The organism is Acinetobacter sp. YH12116 (genome assembly GCF_013418895.1).
In the GTDB taxonomy this organism is placed as follows: domain Bacteria; phylum Pseudomonadota; class Gammaproteobacteria; order Pseudomonadales; family Moraxellaceae; genus Acinetobacter; species Acinetobacter indicus.
In genome coordinates this window covers 1-19,810 of the sequence record NZ_VPBE01000014.1, presented here as the reverse complement: position 1 = coordinate 19,810, position 19,810 = coordinate 1, and the positions used below count along the sequence as shown (strand labels likewise).

The following is a 19,810-nucleotide window of genomic DNA, read 5'->3' as shown; positions in this document are numbered from 1 at the left end:
ATCTTAAATTATTCACTTCAATGTTTGTTTAATTAAACTCAAGATATATTCTAGATTTTCCGTATCTATAACTACAATTTCACAATCACCACTTCCATGATGGTCAACTCCTGTCATATCTTTGACTAATCCTTTAGGATCATCTATTTCATTGTACTTTCTATTCAAATAGATCTTGATTTGATTTTTCCTGATTGAGAAATAGACTAGATTTTTATTGTTAATTTGAAAGGCTATATAGACTTTTTTAATATTTAGTTCAAAGTTTGGAGAAAGATTCAAAATAGAATCCCTGAATCTTTCATATAACTCTCTAATATCATCAGATTTATCACCTAAATGATGTTCTTCATCATATTGCTGAATTTCTTTAGCAATCTTTTGAATTTGTTCTGACTCAATTTTTTGCACTTGTTTAATCGACGGTGCTGACTTCGCCTTTTGCAATGGATTGACAGAAACAATTCCACCCTGATAGCGTTTGATTTCCCACAGTTCAATGCCTAAATCTTTAAAGTTAGTGGACTGCTTTTGAAAGTCGGTAAAGCTCGGTGAAACAAAGATGATTAGACTTTGTGACCAGTCGACATCCTGACGTTTAAGCTGTTTACTCTGGTTCTCGTTGTACTCAACGATGAAATCTGCCTTGTAGTCGAGCATCAGATTCAGATAAGAAACGCCTTGGTCGATCACGCTATAATTGCGTTCTCGCTTATATTCGATAATTACGAAAGCTTGGCTTTCAGGATCGAAAGCTAAAGTATCGATACGATTATTTTTAATCGTAAACTCAGATTTAATAAATTCCAGACCTGTAAAACTGTAAAGATTACTTTCAAACAGGCTTTGAATCTCTCTTTCCAGACGAAAAGGATCTTCTGTAAGTTCTACTAATGACTGTGCTTGGGTTTGATAAAGCTGCATTAAAAATCTCGAATTATTTATTCTTCAAATGTTTGTCTAAGCGGATTCCTCAAAGAAACGCTATATAAAAGTTTTAATCTCTCAATTGTCATTGGAATACCATTTTCGGTTTTATGCAGCATTGCATGACAATTTGGGCAGACAGGTCTTAGATCTTCTTTAGGATCAACCTCATACTCTTCACCAATCGTATTTAATGGCTCAATATGATGTACATGGATAAAATCTTTAGCAAATGAGCCATAGGTATGTTCAAAGCTCATGCCACAGACATAGCAACGAGTCCCATAAATGGCAATACATTCAGCTCTCGCTTTGGGACATCTCTCATAGCCATTTACAGTAACAGTTAGTTTTTTGCCTTCAAAAAATTTGGGGCTATTCACACCTGCTTCATCAGGATAGTTGGTCTCTTCAACATTACTAAACTGGTCAGCAATATAACTAAGCAATTTTTTATGTGCTTCAACCTTATCTAAAGATTTACCTTTTACAAATTTAGTGGTCTTATGCGACTGCAAAGTATCTTTTGGTGTGATTAGACCTAGTTCGGCTAAATATCGTCTAGACAGTGATGCTTTCTCAACTTTTTCAATTGGTTGAATTAGAAAGTAATCACCTTTATATGCCTCTAATTCTTTTTGATCTAACCAATATTCTCTATCTTTTTCTGGCAAATCAGATTGACCTGCAAATCCAACAACTTGATATTGATATTGAATTTTTCCTATTGGCTCTGTCACATACAAAAATAGAATGTCATTAATTTGGAATTCAAAATCGTATTTTGCCCAACATATTTGATGTGCATCATGATAAGCACGATCTATATCATAAATTGCAGGATTAACAGGAAATAACCATTCAGACATGAGATCCCTCTACACAAACATCTGCTGCAACAAGCCTTTTTTCCACTGTTTGGCCTGTTCAATTTGCTGTGCAACCACTTCAATTTTCTGGTCAATGGCAGATAAGAAATTGGCGATTTTGGTTTGTTCTTCTAAACACGGGACTAAAACATCCAAGTTAGCAAGTTGCCCAAGTGAAAAATTTGCTTGAGCTAATTGCACGCTTTCAGCATCAATAATTTTTTTCACATAATCTGAATTCAAAAAATAATAGATGTAACGTGTAATTTTTTTATCTTTCAATCTAATAATCGCTAATGCTTGATTAGTATTAGCAGGTAAATAATCTCTTGAAATTATTGCTACTCTGCCTAATGCTCCAGCAATAGAAAATAAAATATCATCATGCTCTAACTTTGATCTAGCTAGCTTGTTATGAGTATTCTCATCAATATAGGCAAACTTATCTAAAAGAAACTTACCATTTGAAGATAAGCTTTCTATTTTTATAAAATTAATCCCAGATTCTTCATATTTTTCACCTAATGAGCTAGGTGTAGTACCTTTTGTTATTAATGTAGTTAATTCGCCGAGCTTAGAATCCTGCCACTTAGCAAACTCTCCTCCATCATCCGCTTTAAAACGAAACTGCTGACTAAACAGCTTTTGCATCATGCCTTGTTTGTATTGGCTGAGTAGCTGATGTTTTTGCGTGAGTTGACTGATCTTTTCATCCACGTTCGATAGAAAAGAGGCGATTTTGGTTTGTTCTTCTTTGGATGGGAAACCAAAAGGTGTAGCTTTAGCTTGCTCAATCGTAAAATGAGAAATTGTTCCAGTATGAGAAATACTTTTTAAATACTCTCTAAATTTAGGACTAATAAAAAAATTATAAAGGAAAGATCCTTCAACAATTCCTGACGATTTCATCCAAAGTAAATCGGCATCTTTAAAATAAAGAGGCTGATCATTTGGAACTAGGTAAGGAATACCAATACTCCCTCCGCCAGTAACCAATAAATCACCTTGCTTAATTTTTCCTGATTTTTTAGCTAGTTCTTCAAATAACTCTAAAGAAATGTATGCTTTTTCATTTTCTTTATTCTTGAAAATAGAAACTACATCACTAGTACGAAAGAATGGAACGCCAGAATCCTGCCATTGTTCTTTAAAAACACGAGATGCTGAGGAAATTCCAATAATTTTTCCTAATTGCTTACTCGTCCAATCACCATCAAACTCTTTAAATCTTAACTTTGGCACAGCCATTACTTCACCCCCGCAAACGGTGAAACAATACCAAGCTCTTTGCAAAAATCCGCAATGATGGCATCAGTCTTTTGACTGTCTTGTTCCAAAGCTTGAAGCTGTTTTGCAATCGCATCTAAATCAATCTCGGCTTCCGCTTCAAAGGTATCCACATAACGAGGAATATTCAGGTTGTAATCGTTATCTTTCACTTCTTGCAAGGTCGCGACATGCGCATATTTTTCAATATTTTCACGCTTTTCAAATGCCGCAACAATCTTATCCAAATGCTCAGGCAATAACTTGTTTTGGTTCTTCTGCTTTTCAAAATCATTGCTGGCATCAATAAACAGAATATTGCCGCTCTGCTCACGGTTTTTCTTCAACACCAAAATACAGGTCGGAATAGACGTGCCATAGAAAATATTGGCGGGTAAACCAATAATCGCATCCACCACGTTCAACTGTTCAATCAGATACTGACGAATCACGCCCTCACTTGAACCACGGAACAAGACGCCATGCGGTAACACCACCGCCATGGTGCCGTTGTCATCCAGTTGATACAGCATGTGCTGTACAAAAGCCATATCGGCTTTCGAGCTTGGCGCCAGTTTGCCATAAGCGGCAAAGCGTTCATCTTGTAAAAATAACGGATCGGCAGACCATTTTGCAGAAAATGGTGGATTCGCCACTACCGCATCAAACTTTTTATCTAAATGCTGCGGACGGGTTAAAGTATTTTCCTGCTTGATGTCGAACTTGGCAAAATGCACATCATGCAGAATCATGTTCATGCGTGCCAAGTTGTAAGTGGTACGGTTCATCTCCTGACCGTAAATCATATCGACATCTTTTACTTCACGTTTTACCCGAAGCAACAACGAACCCGAACCGCAAGTCGGGTCATAGACTGAACGTAAACGCTCTTTGCCTTGGGTGACAATCTTCGCCAGTAAAGTCGATACCGTTTGCGGGGTATAGAACTCACCGGCTTTCTTGCCTGCACCTGAGGCAAATTCACCAATCAGGTATTCATAGGCATCACCCAGTACATCGGCTTCGGTATTACTAATATCAAAATCAATATCATCTAAATGACTGAGGACTTTCGCCACCAGTGCATTACGGTCACTGGCATTATTGCCGAGCTTGGTCGAGTTTAGATCCAAATCTTCAAACAGGTTGGCAAAGTCATCGGCAGAGTCGGTGCCTAACGTGCTTTGTTCAATTGATTTTAAGGTTGCCGTTAAATCATCCAGAATGAATTCGCCCTGACGACCACGCTCGGCTAAGGTATGGAATAGCTGTTTGGGTGTGAGCGCATAACCGACTTCGGCAATGGCATTCTTTTTAATTTCTTCGATGTACGGCACATGCTCAGCATTATTTTCATCTAATTCTAAAAAGCTGACCTCCTCACCATCGAGCAATTCATTGGCAAAGTTCACCGATTTTTCTGATAAATATTTAAAGAAAATAAAACCCAGAATGTAATCACGGAATTCATCGGCACCCATGGTGCCGCGCAAAGTATTGGCAATATTCCAAAGTTGTTTTTGTAATTGTTGCAGTTGCACCTGGGTCATTTTTATAGAAGTCCAATTAAGTGAATCATTAATTAAATGATTTTACCTAAAATTCTAAATCATGCAGCAGTAAAAAGGTGGAAAAGGACATGAATTGTCGTGCTCAAGCGATGTAATCTATCAATTCAAGCGCTAGACAGATACATGATCTAAATTTTATAGCAGCCTACTCCAGTAATCTGCACTACAGAAAAACAAAGATATCAAAATACTCCAGATATGGGAGAAACTAATATCTGTTTATCTTTTCCACCCAGCCAGACTAAATACTCATTCTCTATTGCCTGCTTATACGCCCAGTCGGCAACCCGATGCGAACGTTGAATATCTGTTAAGAAACCGAATTGAGAAATTTCCCGAACAATAGATTGATCATGTAGATAATTCCGCTCCTGCCACTTTTGCAAAAACTGTTCCGACGCCAAATAATTACTTTTCTGAGAATTACATTTGTCATCTGCCAGAACAAAGTTATGTCCAGTATCGGCAGGATATAGAGACCATGGAATAAAATGATCTACAGCATATTTTGAGTTTTTTAGGCTTTTTCCACAGTAAAAACACTGGCATTGCTGTAAATCAATTAAGAAGTCCGCGACCTGCCCCAGTTGATTGCGACTCGGGGCAAACATGAATTCATCCAAGTCAGGCAAACCATCCAGTATCACCAGATTCTGCTTATTCAGTCGGACAAAATCAATCCAGCGCTTCTGGCACAACTCTTCAATAATTTCACTAAACTGTCTCAAGCAATACATCACTTTGGGTAAAAGCTTGAGGGACTGTTTGCAATCTTCCAAATGGTAAAGAAACTCCACCGCTTGACCATTCAGGTTCTGTAAATACACCACCGGCATTTGCTTGACGGTTACTGCAACCACTTTCTTAAGCTGATTCCAGTGCAACTGGTCTTTTCTCAACGCAGCCAAAGTCTTGAATTGTTGCTGTGCATTCTGAATTTCACTGATGATCTTTGCCTGCTTACCAGTGCTTTGATGAATAGTAAAAGGCTCATACTGGTTAAACTGAAACGGCAGTGACTGTTTCCAGTACAGGTCAATAAACTTTTCAGCAATATCCTGATATTCCAAATGCAAGGCAGCACCGGTATCTTGACCCTGTTCAATCGCCAGACGCGTGATACTTATCAGCAAAGCAAACTTATATGTCGAAGTAAAAGTCCCTGACTGCAAAATCTGCTGAATATGCTTTAAGAATTTCAACTGTTCTTGAGGGGTTGGTATTTCGGCTATACTGAATAACATATCTAAGCCTGCACTTTTCTAATCAGAATATTCATCCACTCTTCTGTACGCTCTGGACGTTTATCTACAGTAATCCATTGTTGTAACAGTAAAGCCTGATCGATCTGCTTAAGTAAGTCATGAGCTTGCTGTTCATTCAAGTCAGTAAAGCTACGCCCCTCTATCTCACGGTCTGTATTGCCATACTTAAAAGACATGTAACACACACCATTTAGCTTTAATGCTTTGAATATAAGCCCCAGCACTTCAGTTAGGCGATCTCTTTCACAATGTAAAAGAGATGCACAAGCCCAAATACCATCGTATTTATTATTCTCAGCTAGGTCATAAAAACTTTGCTGACGTACTTCAATATTGGTCAGCTCCCTGGCCTTTTTAACCAGCTCGGCAGAATAATCAATTGCCTCAACTTGATAGCCTTTTTTCTTAAATGCCAAAGTGTCCCGCCCCGAGCCACAGCCCAAATCTAGGATCAATGCCTGTTCCGGCAAATATCTTAGAAATGGTGCGTAAAGACTTTCCATTTCAACCTGATAGGTATTTTCAAAAAATGCTTGAGCATGTTGATTGTAATAATTTGATGTTTGATTCATTGTCTAAAAGCCAATATCTTATGTTAAAGAACATACTGATTTTTCACTAGATAAGTCAAATGATCAGTCCTATGAATGAATCAAACTCTTATTTCACTGTATCCGGACAACTGAGATAGAAACCAAACTGGTTCTTGTAAATGGAAAAAATATGGGCTTCAGATTTCGCAAGAGTATTAAACTGCTACCTGGATTAAAAATTAATCTGACACACAAAGGTATAAGCAGTGCAAGCATTGGCAAACCTGGTGCTTCCTTAAATATTGGCAAAAAAGGCACCCGAACCAGCGTTGGTATTCCTGGCACAGGCCTATCCTATTCAAAACACCAGCCCTATAAGAACAGAGCTGGCAACCAAGAGAATCCTGTTCAGGAACAACAACCGTTCTATACATCACATACTGAGCAACCCAAATCGAATGTCTGGATTTGGGTGATTTTTGGATTATTTTGTTTTATTGTCGGGGCAATTCTTTTTTAGAATTCACCGCTCTTTTTACCGATAATATTCCTCCTGCTAGGCAAAATCTGATTCATTCATTACTATGGATGGATGTTAAGTACAATAAAGGTTGCCTCTGATGTCAGACAATCACCATACTCACGATTATGATGAAAATGATTTAATCGACTCTCCCTTATCTCAAGTTTTACAGGAACATAATCAGCAGGTCGAAATTCTCATTTATCGACTGCCTGACAGTGATTGGACACTGGAAGTAGTGAGTCAAAGTGGTACTTCTACGGTATGGGATGAAACATTCCCGTCAGATCAGGAAGCTCTATCTGTCGCTTTAGATGAAATTAAAGCCGCAGGCGGTATTCAAGCATTTTCCGAACTCAGTGACCTCGAAGCAAAGAAAAATATTTTTCCTGAATCCCTTACTCGCCATTAAAAATGAAGCTGCTGGCGTGGATCTGAATCAGTATTTTCTGGATTCTTAGAACCTATCGCGATGATAGGTTCACCTCAACCCAAACCCATCTAGGGTTGAAGGGTCAAAATTTTCATCAAACATAAACTCATCTGCTCGCTCTTTTTTTAATGTCGCAAGTGCATAAAAAAAACATTTCTCACATAACTGCAATTCATATCTTTCCCCGTCATGCTTGGAACCATACCCCCAATGTGCGGATAAAGTTCCAAATTTCAGTTTCGTTGATTGGTTGCATACATCACATACAACATCTGTAACGACTTCTACCTGTTTCAGTTGTTTAATTTCCATATGCGGCTCCTTTTATCAATCAAGTTGCAGAATTAACAGCTACTTGGACACCAATTCTTATTTACTTGTTTTATACCATTTTGTGCCGTAAAATGGCATTAATAAGATTGAGAGGTGTTAAATGTCTACGCTAATTAAAAAAAGAGTTCAATATACTGTGGATGAGGCAATCTCAGAATCAGCAGAGTACGTCATCAAAAAAGTTGGGCTAACCCCTGCATCTGTTTTTAGTATGGTTATGGCTGAAATTGCCAAAACAGGTCGAATTCCTGTGAGCAATCAAGTAAGTGATGATGATTTTAATACGGCACAACTCATAGCACTTAGCCATAATATTCCGAGTGTAAAAGTATCCAATATAAAATCTGCTCAAGAGTTTTTAAATGATGATGGTGGATACTAATGGCTCAGGATTTGTATTGGGCTTACGTTGGTTTTACAGACATAGCAGATGGTAAAACTCGCCCTGTTTTATATATTCGACAAACAAAAAAAGACTACATCGTATTCCGTTTAAGTAGTCAATATGACAATAAATCTGACTTTATTAAAAGTAAATATATTGAAATTACCGATTGGAAATCGGTTGGACTAAGTAAAAAATCATGGATTGATACCGTACAAACATATCAGTTGCCAATTGATAAGACAAAATTAACTTACATTGGTAAACTTTCTAAAAATGACTATGAACGATTAATTAATCATCTTAAAGAGCAATAACTGTTTATTCAACTAGCCGAATAATATATGTCCAAGTTAGATTAAAATAGCTGTTCATCTATTTGTTATATTTAGTATCCATTAAGATAGGAATATGCAATCAAGTTAAATTTGTCTATATACTTATCAAAAATTGATTCCTGTTTGGTTTTAATTACCATTAAAAAAAGATCAAAAATACTATATATAGGGTTTTTATAATTTTACAACACAATATACGGCATATTCAGCCATTGCTCCCCTACTTAAAAAAATATGAATATATTGTTTTAATTTTAGCTGTTTAGCACATATGGGAAAGCATCATTGTATGTCTGGAAAGAAGAAAAACACACCAAATTACCGCGTGTCTGCAAAAAACCTGCAATTAATGTGTTATCCAAACTGTATGCATGCCTATCAAATCTGGATCGCTTTATTTTTCCAACTGAATAAAAAAAAGCAAGACTATCATTTGAATTTAGCTTTTTCACAGAAAATAGACATTCCCCTTATTCCTACGGATAAACCCGATCACTATTTTTTTAGTAGCCATTTCAGCTGGATCTATGCTTATTATTACAATAAGAATAAAACTCAATTTAAGTTTAAAGCTTACGAGAAAAATAATTCATATGAATCCATCATTCAGGCTCTAAATGAAGTAAGAAGCTTACTCAGTTCTGGTTTGCATCACTCAATTCAGGGCTTAGATATCATTGCATACTGGCTGAATGAACAATACCGACCTGACCATCTTCAAGAAGTTTTCGGTCATAAAATTTTAACTATCAACCAACTGCGAGAATTATCAGGACTATCCAAATCCCAAAGCCCGGTAAGTTCTTTTTCAGATTATGCAGGTCCAATTTCATTAGAAAAAATTCTGGTGGGAATTTCATCATGAATGGATATAGTTATTTAGAAGATACTCAAGAATTAAAGCTTGAGCCGTTTCGAAACTTCTACCAAGTATTGGCAGAAGCAAAGCTGGAAAATTATCAGAACTCAATCAAGCTCAACGACCTCATTCAACAATATGAAATTACTAAACTTAATACTTTTATAGCTCAAAGCCTGACTGATAAAAAAGTCAGCGAGTATCCTCTGGTTCATTACCTTATTGCAGTCATCAACACTCCATCAGCATATCAATCAAACGCGCTGAAATGGGCTATTTTCAATACTCAATGTATTGAATCACTTAACAGCAAAGGACATTCAGCTACCATAGTTAATCTTTGTAGGCGTTTTCGTTTAGCTAGCACAAAACAGAAATATTATTGGCTTTACAATTTCTTACCTACTCTTCCAATGGAATTAGAAGAGCTAGTTAAACTTCTAAAAGAAGCTGAAACAGAAAATAAAGAGCTAATTAATCGCTCAATACCAAATTTAGATGAAGAACGAATTAGCCAGCTGGCAAATCTGCGTGTGATCTATCAATATGTCTTTACTCAGTCTGAACGTTTAAAACGAAATCGCCAAAGCAGTTCGGGCTCCAAAGAACCTCCTCAAACTGATGTTCAAAAGACATCAAGAATATCTCTCGATGATGAACAAACGCATCAGACTCATTTTGAACAAGGTACGGCCAAACAACCGCGCGAAGATAAAACTATAGAAAAAGTTGAAGATCATAATTTTGAATTTAATCCACTTGAGCAATACTCTATTACAGCTCAGGTCAATAATCTCAAGAACAAAGTTCTGCATCAAAACAAGAATCAGTTAATGAGCAAGTCAAATCCTCGTGTCTTTGATTTGCCTACCGCACAGCATATTATGCGAATTTTGTTTGAACAGGCAAAGACCTCTCCAATTCATGCCTTGCTTTTATTTTCAGTACTCAGTTTGACGCATTATGAAGAGCTATTAGTATTTCGGAAACATTTCCGTCTGAGTTCAAAAAGAAAAGAAATTACTTTTAGTCCTGAAAATTTCTATTTTCGGCAAAGCTTTGATAGCTCCAAGTTTAAAGATGCTTTATTAAAAGAATATATGATGAATCAGGGAAACTCTTTTACAATCCCATTACCCAAAGTTTATTTTGATCAGATTTTTCAACTAAAAAAGTGGGATAAAGCTGATATTGCTTCCGATGTACAAGAATATTTACGTAGAATCAGTGACGGCCTTACTTTTCATTTAACAGCTCGAAACCTTCCTCGTTTAATCAGCGATATCACGTTGAATGAACTCGGATATGAATTGGAAAGTAAATTACTTAGCGGAGAAAACGTTAATAACTACACCCCAGGCCATTACTATTCAATGAAAATTGTTGATATCCTCGATATTTATAGCCAAACACTTTATCTGGTTTGCCCGCAGCTCGACACTAGTTATATCGAAGAATTTAAGTCCCCTGTTACTTTTGGTAGTCAGCAAACGCCAGACCTGCCTCTGGTTAAATCCTTTTTCAAACAGCTTGACCAGCAAGTTCGGGGTAACCCTAACCCTTTCAAAACACTGAAATATTATTCAATTTGGCTATGGTACGTTTGCATGATTATGACATCTGCCCGACCAAATGAAGCCTTTCCCCCGAATCTCGATTATCTTGATCTCGACAACCGTTTGGTGGCTGTTGCAGATAAAGAGCAACGTTATTCGGGTACCATTGGGCGCTACCTGCCATTTAATAATTTTCTTCGAGATGAAATACAGTCTTATCTAAATTACTTAAAACAATTTCAGCACCTTATGAAGGCTTGTGCTAGCCAAGTTAAAACAGAACTAATTCAAGAAATTTTTGATGGTAAGCGCCCTTTCCTATTAGGTTTTGGGCCTGAGGGATATATCCGAAATTTAGAACTTGCCGATATTGAAAAGAACAGTCCAGAAATAGGTTTGCAACGTAATTGGACTCGCCATTTCGCTCGCTATTTTTTTGCACAGCACTGCGATGAAGATATGCTGAATGGCATCTTTGGTCACGATGGGCCCATGCAGGAACTTTTTGACCGCTATTCGGGTTTTCAGGCAATCGATTACGATCACATTCGAGCAGCGCAAGACAAGCTGGTCGGACTCTTAAAGCTTAAAAGTATGTCTACATTTAACGGATTCCTGATTGAATGAGTAAACACCCACACTCCCTCAAAAGAATAAAAAAGCATAGAAAAAACAAAGCATTTCTTCTGAACTTGTTTAGTGAGAAATGTATAGAACTGACGCCTGAGAACTATTCGGAAATTTGTCGTCAAGTTGATAATCAGCTTTTAGAATACTGTAAGTCAAACATCCGTAGCTATCAGATGGCACGTATAGAATTTGCTAAATATATCAAGCGCTTTAATCTTTCATCGAATCAGTACTATCCAGTGCCTGCCGCTCCCGTAAGGTACGAAAGGTCTCTGCCACTACAAAATATTGAAACCTTAAAACATGGTAAAAAAGTTACTCAATTTGCCCAAAATATGATTGCTTACTGGACAAAACGAAATGACTTCAGTCCGACTCAATCCCTCGGCTTTTGTTTGATCAGTTCAATATTATTTAATGGCATTTATAACCATGCCGAATTGCAATTTTTTTTAAAAATCATTTTAAAAACAAAGAAATTTCAAAGTTTTTTAAACCTAAATCATATGGTAACACTCGAAATCCCGAACCGGAATTTCGGTAATCAGCGTATAAATGACCCTGATTTTTCAGTCAGCTATACAAAAACGTTTGTGCTACACGACATTGTGAAATGCTGGATTTACAGACTTAAACATCAAAAGTTTGATTTATTTTCGGATATTGAAGATGCAGAACATCTGATTAACGCTTGTATTATTGAATGCTTCCCTGAGGAAAAGGTACGTTGTAAAGACCTGTTAAAATACGGTTTTTACTATACACAGTTCCTGAAAAACAGCGGACTGGATCAAATGTCCATTTGTATCCTAAAAAATGAAATTTACAGTTCCAGCCCTCTCGAAAAACAATTAGCAGCCTATTTTATTCAGTCTGAACCCACGCCTACCCATACAGTTCAGAATATTTGTGAAAAACTTCAGAAAAAGCCTACGGTCACTATTACGTTAGATGAAGTCGATATTTTAGTAGAAATACGTCAAGCTATTCGTGCAAAAAACTATAGCGATCAACTCATAGAATTATATGCTAAAAAACAATCTCCAGCCTTGGAACGTTTGCTGCTGTGGAGCATTCTACGCTCAAAATTAACGGAACCTCAACTGGACCTTCTCAATCATATTATTCAGCAGCAGCAACGATTTAAGCGCAAGCTTATACGTGCAGATTTTCAGCCGGTCAAGCAAAGTTCTCTGAAGACCATGTTTTCACAGTTTGCAGTCCATTGGCTGCAGGCAACGCAAAACAAAGACATTTCATCATTTTCAAATGCCGATTTTGAAGATATGTATGGAGAAATGCTTTTATTAAAGAAAGAAACAACTAGAGAGACTTTACAAAAACGTCTACAGGAGTTTCATCACAAACAGACCTTATTTTTTAACGCACCCACTATCGATCTAGATAATTTAATCCAGGTAAAAATCTGCAGAACCGCATTGATCTCGCCCCATATTTTTCACCATATGCTAGAGCAACTCGAAAATACTCAAGGTATTTCAGTTCAGGATAAAAATATGTTTAAACTGATTTTTATTCTGGGTTTCAGAGCCGGACTACGGATCAATGAAACATTGAATATCTTCGTACGTGATCTATTTATTAGTGAAGATGCTGTGATACTCACCATTCGCAACAATCGCAATAAAAATCAAAAAAGCTACTCAGCTTACCGCAAGATTCCTCTGCATCATCTACTTAAAGCAGAAGAATTACATGCATTTAAAACATATAGTCAGAATAGAAAACGCCTGCTAAAAGAACAAGGGAAATCAGTTACACAACCGCTATTTTTAAAACAGTCGCTAGAAGAAACTCATGAAAATGAAGTCAATGCTCTATTGAAACAATTGATCCAGCCAGCTTTTGGAGAGCACAATTTTACTTACCATAGTCTGCGTCATTCTGCATTTAATCATCTTTACCTGATTTTAAAAAACTCAACACTTGCAGATGCATTTACTGACTATAGCCCACATGAGCAATTACGTATCCGTTATGCATTGCTGCGAAACAGAAATACTCAGCAAACCTGGTATGCGCTTTCTCATTTTGCCGGGCACCTGACACCTGAAACTACCTGTTCTAGCTATCTGCATTTAATGCATCTAGCAATTAGCTACCAGCTGAATCAAATGCACAGCCCGCTTCCTAAAGAAGCCTATTTTAATATTCTAAAACATGATGATGCTATTAAATATCCTGTTCAGCAACGGGCGATCAAACAGTTTTTATTTGATCAACTCACTAAAGACCGTTACAGGCAACATGATCATCAATATCAACCAGGGCAACAGAAATCACCTGATTCACTGATGCTAGGAGCTCATGACTCAGAGATGACTTTTGAACTATTGCATCACATTCTTGCAGTAGAAAAAGAACAAGACCTTTTGTTACCTGAAGCTATTCCTTTGCAAATCGCGCAAAAATTACGTGCCAGAGCTCTGCATTTGAAAACCTCCTGTGTAAACCAAAAAAAATCATCGAGGTTATTTACCACAGATTTTTTAAGGAAAACTCCTGATGCATTAGTCACCATGTTGCCGACCAATCAGGAGGAAAAAAAGGTCATTCAACATGTTCAGGAGCGTTATGCAAATGTACAAAGTAAATACAAAAAACAGCTTCATACGATCTACTCAATTTATCTTGAAAAAGTTCAGCCCAATTCAGCCCAGTTAATTTTTGAACTGAATGAAAAACGGCAACTGAAGAAACTTCTTTCTTTTATTCATAGTTTATTTCCGAAAAAATATCTTCATTTAGAACTATCTCAACAGAGCAAGACAGAGCTCAAAAAGACATTACAGGATTTAACATTACGGGCAGAAAACTTCAGCCTGAATGAAAATGAAAGGCGAATTAAATTCTGCTTCAAAAGTAAAGATGCAAAAGCACTTGGGGTATTTAAGTTACTGATGTATCTAATGATAGTTTCTCATCTTTAAGCTGTTTGTAATAAAAATTTGAACTCTGAGTAACGATAATCAAATAGGGCTTTGTTGCATAAATATGTAAGCATCTGATTTAAATAAATTTAATTTTGGATCAAAAAATAATCAAAACTTCTAAAATCATATAGTTATGAAATCTTTGTGCAACAAAGCCATTCTCAAATGTAATTTTTAGGATTCTCTATATATTCAGTTACTTATATCATCCGGTACTAAATGAAGACTTTTTCCTATTCCTCTCCCTCCTTTAAAAAGTAAGCAAGGAGTTAAATATAGATTAAGCAGAGGAGCTAATCAAAATCGTGAAACATGGGAAAAATATTAATCGTGGAACATAAAAATCAACAAAAAAGCCCACCTTGGGGAGGTTGGGCAAAAAAGGAACTACAGCTTTGAATTTTCAAGAGAATTATAACGCATTTCGTATAACGCGTATTATGTTAATTTTAGGAAATCTTAGTCTTTAGCTAACATAATCTTCAGTTGATATTACTTGAGCATATGCAAATTCAAAAGCGGCCATTAATGTTGCATGGACATGACCAGCAGGTACTTTAACGCCATTAAATTCTAGGTCTAGCGTTGCACAAGCATCATGAATAACCCTTACCTTATAACCAAAGTCAGAAGCAGCACGAACAGCAGCATCAACACACATATGGCTCATAGCACCAATCACGACTAGCTCAGTCACGTGATTGCTATCTAAAATTTCTTTGAGATTCGTATTTAAGAACGCGTTGATGTGATTTTTAATGACCACAGTTTCATCTGCTTGTGGCTTAACTGTGTCCTGAAATTCAATACCAATTGAGTCAGGTTGAAATATAGGTGATTCAGCATTCGCAATATGCTGGACATGAATCACTTGAGTACCGTCTTGACGTGCTTTCGTAATTACTTTCACTGCATTAGCAGCAGCTTGTTCAATATTTACCAATGGTAATTTACCTGTAGGTAGATATTCATTTTGTAAGTCGATAACTAATAAAGCTGATTTTGACATACCTATTCCTTTACTTAACTAATATTTGTTTTGTTCTACTTATGTTTTAAAGAAGTGGAATGCTTCCACTTCTTTAAGTCACTTTAGAAAGAAAGCGTTTCACCATCGATAGGAATTAAAACCTTATTTTGGATTCCTTTGTCCTTTACGTAATCTGCAAGCTCAGCACGTGTTACCGACATGTGGTTAATTGCATCCATGTGAACAGCAACCACTTTAGCATTTGGTGCTTTCTGAGTTGCATGATAAGTATCTTCTTTGCCCATAATAATGGATTCTTTAAAGCCATCAACCAAGGCGTTACCTGTATTCAAGACAATCACATCAGGTTTAAATGTTTGAATCGCTTGATCAACTTCAGAACGCCAGATGGTATCTCCTGCCACATAAACAGTTTCATGGCCAGCAGCTTCAAATACCACACCCATTGCTTCACCTAATCCAGCTTTAAGCTTAGGAATACGGTACATGGCATCAGTACCGTGTTGACCACCAGTTTTAGTGAGCTTAATCCCTTCAAAGGTCGCTTGAGTTAATACACGAACATCTTTGAAGCCTTGTGACTGAATGATTTTCTGGTCTTCTTTATTCTGTACAAACAACGGCATGTTTTTCGGAATAGTCGCTTGTGCTGCATCATCCCAATGATCTAGATGGGTATGGGTCACGATTACCGCATCTACACCTTCTAAAATCGTTTCGGGCTTGATAGGCAAATCGACTAATGGGTTCCGTAAATAGCTACGATGAGTATCAGGAAAACCTTCATAGAATCCTTTTTTAGCAAACATTGGGTCAATTAAAAAAGTCGTATCAGCATAGGTTACTTTAATCGTTGCATTGCGAATTTCTTGTATATGCGTAACTTTAGAAGTATCTCGCTGAACCACCTTATCATTCGCATATAAATGGACTGAAGCCATTGCCAGAGAGAGTGCAATAACAGAGCTACTTAAAATTTTATTCATGTTCCAGATCCAATCATTTAGTCATACTCGAATCATGATAGGAAAAATTAAGCAATAAAATTGTCCTTAAGGACAATCATCGAAACTATTGGGACAACATGCTATATTTATTATTTTAGAGAGGTAGATTGAATGGCTATACCAGTGATTGGATTGTTCGTATATCCCAATATAAATCCATTTCACTTCTCTATCCCCCATATCATTTTCAATATCAAGATTGAAGATAAACGCTTATTTGATCTGAGAATTTTTTCTATAGATGGTCAACCCGTAAAAACAGAACAGTCTATGATGATTATCCCTGATGGGGGGATCGAACTTATTAAACAATTGGATCTTATTATTATTCCTGGATGGGATGATTTTAATCACAAACCTGAAAAAGTACTTATCGATGCCCTAAATTGTGCATATCAAGCTGGAATTAGAATTGTAGGGTTATGCTACGGAACTTATGCATTGGCATATGCAGGGCTGCTTGACCATAAAAAAGCAGCTACGCACTGGATGGCTGAACAGGATTTTAGTGAACGATTTCCACAGGTTCAACTTGATAATGACGCCCTGTATGTAGAAGACCAAAGGATCGTAACCTCTGCTGGAACAGGCGCAGCGTTAGACTGCTGCTTGTACTTGGTACGTGAAATCTATAATGCACGAATTGCGAATAAAGTTGCTAGAGTAATGGTGATCCCGCCTCACCGTGAAGGTGGGCAAACTCAGTTTATTGAACAGCCAGTCGCAGAATCGAGCCAAGATGCACAAATTAACCTATTACTTGATTTTTTAAGAAAGAATTTAGCCTTACAACATAATATTGAAAGCCTCGCTGAACGGACACATATGACACGCAGGACGTTCACACGGCACTTTAAGAAAGCGACAGGTATGACCTTAGTCGATTGGCTGAATACTGAAAGAATCAGATTAAGTTGTGAACTTTTAGAAGCGACAAACTTGTCTATCGAAAAGATAACCGAGCTTTCAGGTTTTAATAATACTGTGTCATTTAGAAAGAATTTCCGTGAAAAATATGGCACCAGCCCTCAGGCATGGAGAAAAGCTTTTGGGATCAGTAATGAGAATAATCCGCCCCATTTAACATAATGGCTGTTATGCGAAGTCGACTTGTAATGCAATTTGCATTACACTATTCCTAGTACATTAAATACTTGGGAAATATGATGGCTACTGTTAACTTCAGGGTCGATGAAGCCCTTAAAGAAAAATCTTATTCAATCCTTAAAGAGCAAGGTATTGCACCTACGGATTTCTTCACTAGTATTCTTGAGTATGTTGCTACGACTGGGAAACTGCCTGTCAAAAAAGCTTTGCTTTCGGAAGAAGATGAAGAATTATTAGCTCTTGTCCGTAAGCGCATTAATGATCCTAAAGAGATGTTTGAGGAAGTCACATTAGATGACTTATAAGCTTTTACGTCACAAGGACTTTACAGCAGAATGGGAAAAACTCCCTGTTGCTATACGAGATCAATTTAAAAAGAAACTAGCCAAAGTCATAGAGCAGCCACATATTCCAAAGAATATGCTTAGAGGCGATCTTGCAGGTTGCTATAAAATCAAATTATTAAAAGCTGGTGTCAGACTTGTCTATCAAGTTAAAGATGATCAGGTAGTTATCTTGCTCATCACAGTCGGGAAACGAGCTGATAGCATAGTTTATGACGAAGCTAAAAAGCGAATTAAAGACTAAAAATGGGGAGCTTATAGCTCCCATTTTTGCCTTCGTATAAGGTGTATTATGTTAATTTTAGTAGAACTTTAAAAATGAAAAAAATTAGAAATTATCTTTTTCGTAATTTTAATTCTAATTATTTTATGGGGCATACAATGGATGTTTCATGGCTTTCCAACAGGAAATTAAAATCATACTTCGCATCAAAATAAATAGTGTTATATTTCAAAAAGTTATGTTATAAAAAATCGGTGGCGAAAACCCAAAAAACCGACTTGTTTCCAAGCCGGGTTTCTACTGATTTTTTAACTTTTTATTTTGCCCACAAAAATAGCACCCAAATAACGAGTTTTATTTGCCATTTGTTGTGCTATTTCTTGCTCAAGACAAATAGGTCAAAATTTTAATCCAGAAATTCGGAAATTTCCTCAGCAGTTGTTCTCGCGGTCCTTGAAACACCCACCAGCGTTGCTGAACCAGGTCCAGTCCATTCACCATATCCTACTAACCATAGGTTGGGTTGTTTTACTGATCTTGTTCCTTCAACCAGTATCGTATTATTTTCCTCTACTATTCCAAGTGGCTTTAAATGGTCTAAAGTCGCTTTAAATCCAGTACACCAAATCACTGCATCAACCTGTTGAAAAGATCCATCTTCCCAAATCACGCCATTTTCTGTAAAAGCCGAAAACGGGCGCTCACTATGTAAAACGCCTCGTGCACGTGCATCTTTGACTGAATCAATCATGACAATATCCCCCAGACCGCCAACAGGCTGATCTATTGTACGGCCTTCTAATTGTGCCTTTAAACGCTCTGTCGCACGTAAAAACAGTATACGGCCATCAACATCATCTGCTAAAAATTGAGGAGGTGTTGGCGTGATCCAAAGAGTATCTGCCACTTGGGAAACTTCAGCCAAAATTTGTGCTCCGGAATTTCCACCACCGATAATCATGACGTGCTTATCTTTAAACGGTTCTGCATTTTGATAATGGGCGGAGTGTAATTTCAGCCCTTTAAAATTTTCTTGGCCCGGGTAAGATGGGATATAAGGATGACTCCAGGTGCCCGTTGCACTGACTACAGCCTTGGCTTTCCATGACTGTTCACCTGCATGCACACTCAATGCCTCTCCTTCGCTTTTGACGTGATCAACATATATAGGACGAATAATCGGAAAGTGGTAACGCTGCTCATATTGCTGCAAGTATTCAATAACTTCTTTCTTGGTCGGATACGTTTGTTCTGTATTCGGCATAACCCAACCTGGTAAGGAACTCCAGCTATTCGGTGAAAATAGACGCAAAGAATTCCAGGCATGTAACCAGGCTCCACCTGCTTGATTTTGATCATCTAAAATAATGAATGGTATTTTTTTTCGCTTTAAAAAATAAGCCGTAGATAAAGCAGCCTGCCCACCACCGATAATGATCACATCCGTTTCATTCTGTTTATGATTCAAAGCCCTTTCCCCTTTCATTTTTCTTTAATATAAAAAACCAGTTGCCGGAGCAACTGGTTTTTAAACTTAAATTTCAATAACTCAATTTACTTGTTTTTTTCCTCTGTACACGACAAATTTCACAGAACCCTTATCCTATCAGGATTCTGCTTTCTTAAAATTGCCAAAATTTCCTTAAACTCTTCTTTTTTCCCAAAACCAATTAAACGCTGAATCGCCATTTGAACA

Annotated in this window: 20 protein-coding genes; 10 read left to right on the top strand and 10 right to left on the bottom strand. The window is 37.1% G+C overall.

Annotated features, from left to right (window positions below):
* Positions 1-12: 12 nt before the first annotated feature.
* The 6 genes from FTU54_RS09550 to FTU54_RS09525 all read right to left on the bottom strand — a co-directional run bounded on the left by FTU54_RS09550 (position 13) and on the right by FTU54_RS09525 (position 6,470).
* Entirely contained in the window at positions 13-924 is a 912-nt protein-coding gene (locus tag FTU54_RS09550; RefSeq protein WP_180074677.1) for a DUF5655 domain-containing protein, read from the bottom strand.
* 17 nt (positions 925-941) lie between these two features.
* A complete protein-coding gene (locus FTU54_RS09545) occupies positions 942-1,796 on the bottom strand; it encodes an HNH endonuclease (RefSeq protein ID WP_166138773.1) in 855 nt (284 codons plus the stop codon).
* Between the two features lie 9 nt (positions 1,797-1,805).
* Positions 1,806-3,044: a restriction endonuclease subunit S gene (locus FTU54_RS09540; protein WP_180074676.1), complete on the bottom strand. Its 1,239-nt coding sequence runs from the start codon at positions 3,042-3,044 to the stop codon at positions 1,806-1,808.
* Positions 3,044-4,612: a type I restriction-modification system subunit M gene (locus FTU54_RS09535; protein WP_180074675.1), complete on the bottom strand. Its 1,569-nt coding sequence runs from the start codon at positions 4,610-4,612 to the stop codon at positions 3,044-3,046. The genes FTU54_RS09540 and FTU54_RS09535 overlap by 1 nt, the downstream gene beginning before the upstream one ends.
* 203 nt (positions 4,613-4,815) lie before the next feature.
* A complete protein-coding gene (locus FTU54_RS09530) occupies positions 4,816-5,877 on the bottom strand; it encodes an HNH endonuclease (RefSeq protein ID WP_180046655.1) in 1,062 nt (353 codons plus the stop codon).
* Positions 5,878-5,879: 2 nt separating this feature from the next.
* Positions 5,880-6,470 (bottom strand): bifunctional 2-polyprenyl-6-hydroxyphenol methylase/3-demethylubiquinol 3-O-methyltransferase UbiG, encoded by a 591-nt coding sequence (locus FTU54_RS09525; RefSeq protein WP_016658949.1) that lies wholly within the window; start codon positions 6,468-6,470, stop codon positions 5,880-5,882.
* Positions 6,471-6,621: 151 nt separating this feature from the next.
* Here FTU54_RS09525 and FTU54_RS09520 point away from each other — a divergent pair, with 151 nt between their 5' ends.
* The gene (locus FTU54_RS09520; RefSeq protein ID WP_104489241.1) at positions 6,622-6,951 is read left to right on the top strand and encodes a DUF4236 domain-containing protein; all 330 of its coding nucleotides are present in this window, start codon (positions 6,622-6,624) and stop codon (positions 6,949-6,951) included.
* Between the two features lie 100 nt (positions 6,952-7,051).
* Positions 7,052-7,366, top strand: coding sequence for a hypothetical protein (locus tag FTU54_RS09515; protein ID WP_168419270.1), 315 nt, complete (start codon positions 7,052-7,054; stop codon positions 7,364-7,366).
* 69 nt (positions 7,367-7,435) lie between these two features.
* On the opposite strand, the gene FTU54_RS09510 is transcribed toward FTU54_RS09515, so the two are convergent.
* Positions 7,436-7,699 carry a hypothetical protein gene (locus tag FTU54_RS09510; RefSeq protein WP_168406779.1) on the bottom strand — a complete coding sequence of 88 codons (264 nt, stop codon included), beginning with the start codon at positions 7,697-7,699 and terminating at the stop codon, positions 7,436-7,438.
* A 121-nt stretch (positions 7,700-7,820) separates the two neighbouring features.
* On the opposite strand from FTU54_RS09510, the gene FTU54_RS09505 reads away from it, so the two are divergent.
* The 5 genes from FTU54_RS09505 to FTU54_RS09485 all read left to right on the top strand — a co-directional run bounded on the left by FTU54_RS09505 (position 7,821) and on the right by FTU54_RS09485 (position 14,439).
* Positions 7,821-8,102, top strand: a complete 282-nt coding sequence (locus FTU54_RS09505; protein ID WP_071850378.1) for a type II toxin-antitoxin system RelB/DinJ family antitoxin — start codon at positions 7,821-7,823, stop codon at positions 8,100-8,102.
* Positions 8,102-8,422: a type II toxin-antitoxin system PemK/MazF family toxin gene (locus FTU54_RS09500; protein ID WP_071850377.1), complete on the top strand. Its 321-nt coding sequence runs from the start codon at positions 8,102-8,104 to the stop codon at positions 8,420-8,422. Before FTU54_RS09505 ends, FTU54_RS09500 begins: the two co-directional genes overlap by 1 nt.
* Before the next feature lie 388 nt (positions 8,423-8,810).
* On the top strand, positions 8,811-9,308 hold the full coding sequence (locus tag FTU54_RS09495) for a hypothetical protein (protein WP_163170502.1): 498 nt from the start codon (positions 8,811-8,813) through the stop codon (positions 9,306-9,308).
* Positions 9,305-11,485 carry a hypothetical protein gene (locus tag FTU54_RS09490; protein ID WP_163169901.1) on the top strand — a complete coding sequence of 727 codons (2,181 nt, stop codon included), beginning with the start codon at positions 9,305-9,307 and terminating at the stop codon, positions 11,483-11,485. The genes FTU54_RS09495 and FTU54_RS09490 overlap by 4 nt, the downstream gene beginning before the upstream one ends.
* Positions 11,482-14,439, top strand: coding sequence for a site-specific integrase (locus FTU54_RS09485; protein WP_180046659.1), 2,958 nt, complete (start codon positions 11,482-11,484; stop codon positions 14,437-14,439). The genes FTU54_RS09490 and FTU54_RS09485 overlap by 4 nt, the downstream gene beginning before the upstream one ends.
* A 469-nt stretch (positions 14,440-14,908) precedes the next feature.
* On the opposite strand, the gene FTU54_RS09480 is transcribed toward FTU54_RS09485, so the two are convergent.
* Positions 14,909-15,451 (bottom strand): cysteine hydrolase family protein, encoded by a 543-nt coding sequence (locus tag FTU54_RS09480; protein ID WP_004981626.1) that lies wholly within the window; start codon positions 15,449-15,451, stop codon positions 14,909-14,911.
* A gap of 83 nt (positions 15,452-15,534) precedes the next feature.
* Positions 15,535-16,419, bottom strand: a complete 885-nt coding sequence (locus FTU54_RS09475; protein WP_180046661.1) for an MBL fold metallo-hydrolase — start codon at positions 16,417-16,419, stop codon at positions 15,535-15,537.
* A 132-nt stretch (positions 16,420-16,551) separates the two neighbouring features.
* On the opposite strand from FTU54_RS09475, the gene FTU54_RS09470 reads away from it, so the two are divergent.
* From FTU54_RS09470 to FTU54_RS09460, 3 genes are all read left to right on the top strand, one after another.
* Positions 16,552-17,529 (top strand): GlxA family transcriptional regulator, encoded by a 978-nt coding sequence (locus FTU54_RS09470; RefSeq protein ID WP_180046663.1) that lies wholly within the window; start codon positions 16,552-16,554, stop codon positions 17,527-17,529.
* Positions 17,530-17,606: 77 nt separating this feature from the next.
* Complete coding sequence (locus FTU54_RS09465) at positions 17,607-17,852, top strand: type II toxin-antitoxin system RelB/DinJ family antitoxin (RefSeq protein ID WP_000246756.1); 246 nt, start codon at positions 17,607-17,609, stop codon at positions 17,850-17,852.
* Positions 17,842-18,135: a type II toxin-antitoxin system RelE/ParE family toxin gene (locus tag FTU54_RS09460; RefSeq protein WP_000221358.1), complete on the top strand. Its 294-nt coding sequence runs from the start codon at positions 17,842-17,844 to the stop codon at positions 18,133-18,135. The genes FTU54_RS09465 and FTU54_RS09460 overlap by 11 nt, the downstream gene beginning before the upstream one ends.
* A 385-nt stretch (positions 18,136-18,520) precedes the next feature.
* Here FTU54_RS09460 and FTU54_RS09455 read toward each other — a convergent pair whose 3' ends face one another.
* Positions 18,521-19,582, bottom strand: coding sequence for an ArsO family NAD(P)H-dependent flavin-containing monooxygenase (locus FTU54_RS09455; protein ID WP_180046665.1), 1,062 nt, complete (start codon positions 19,580-19,582; stop codon positions 18,521-18,523).
* Between the last annotated feature and the right edge of the window lie 228 nt (positions 19,583-19,810).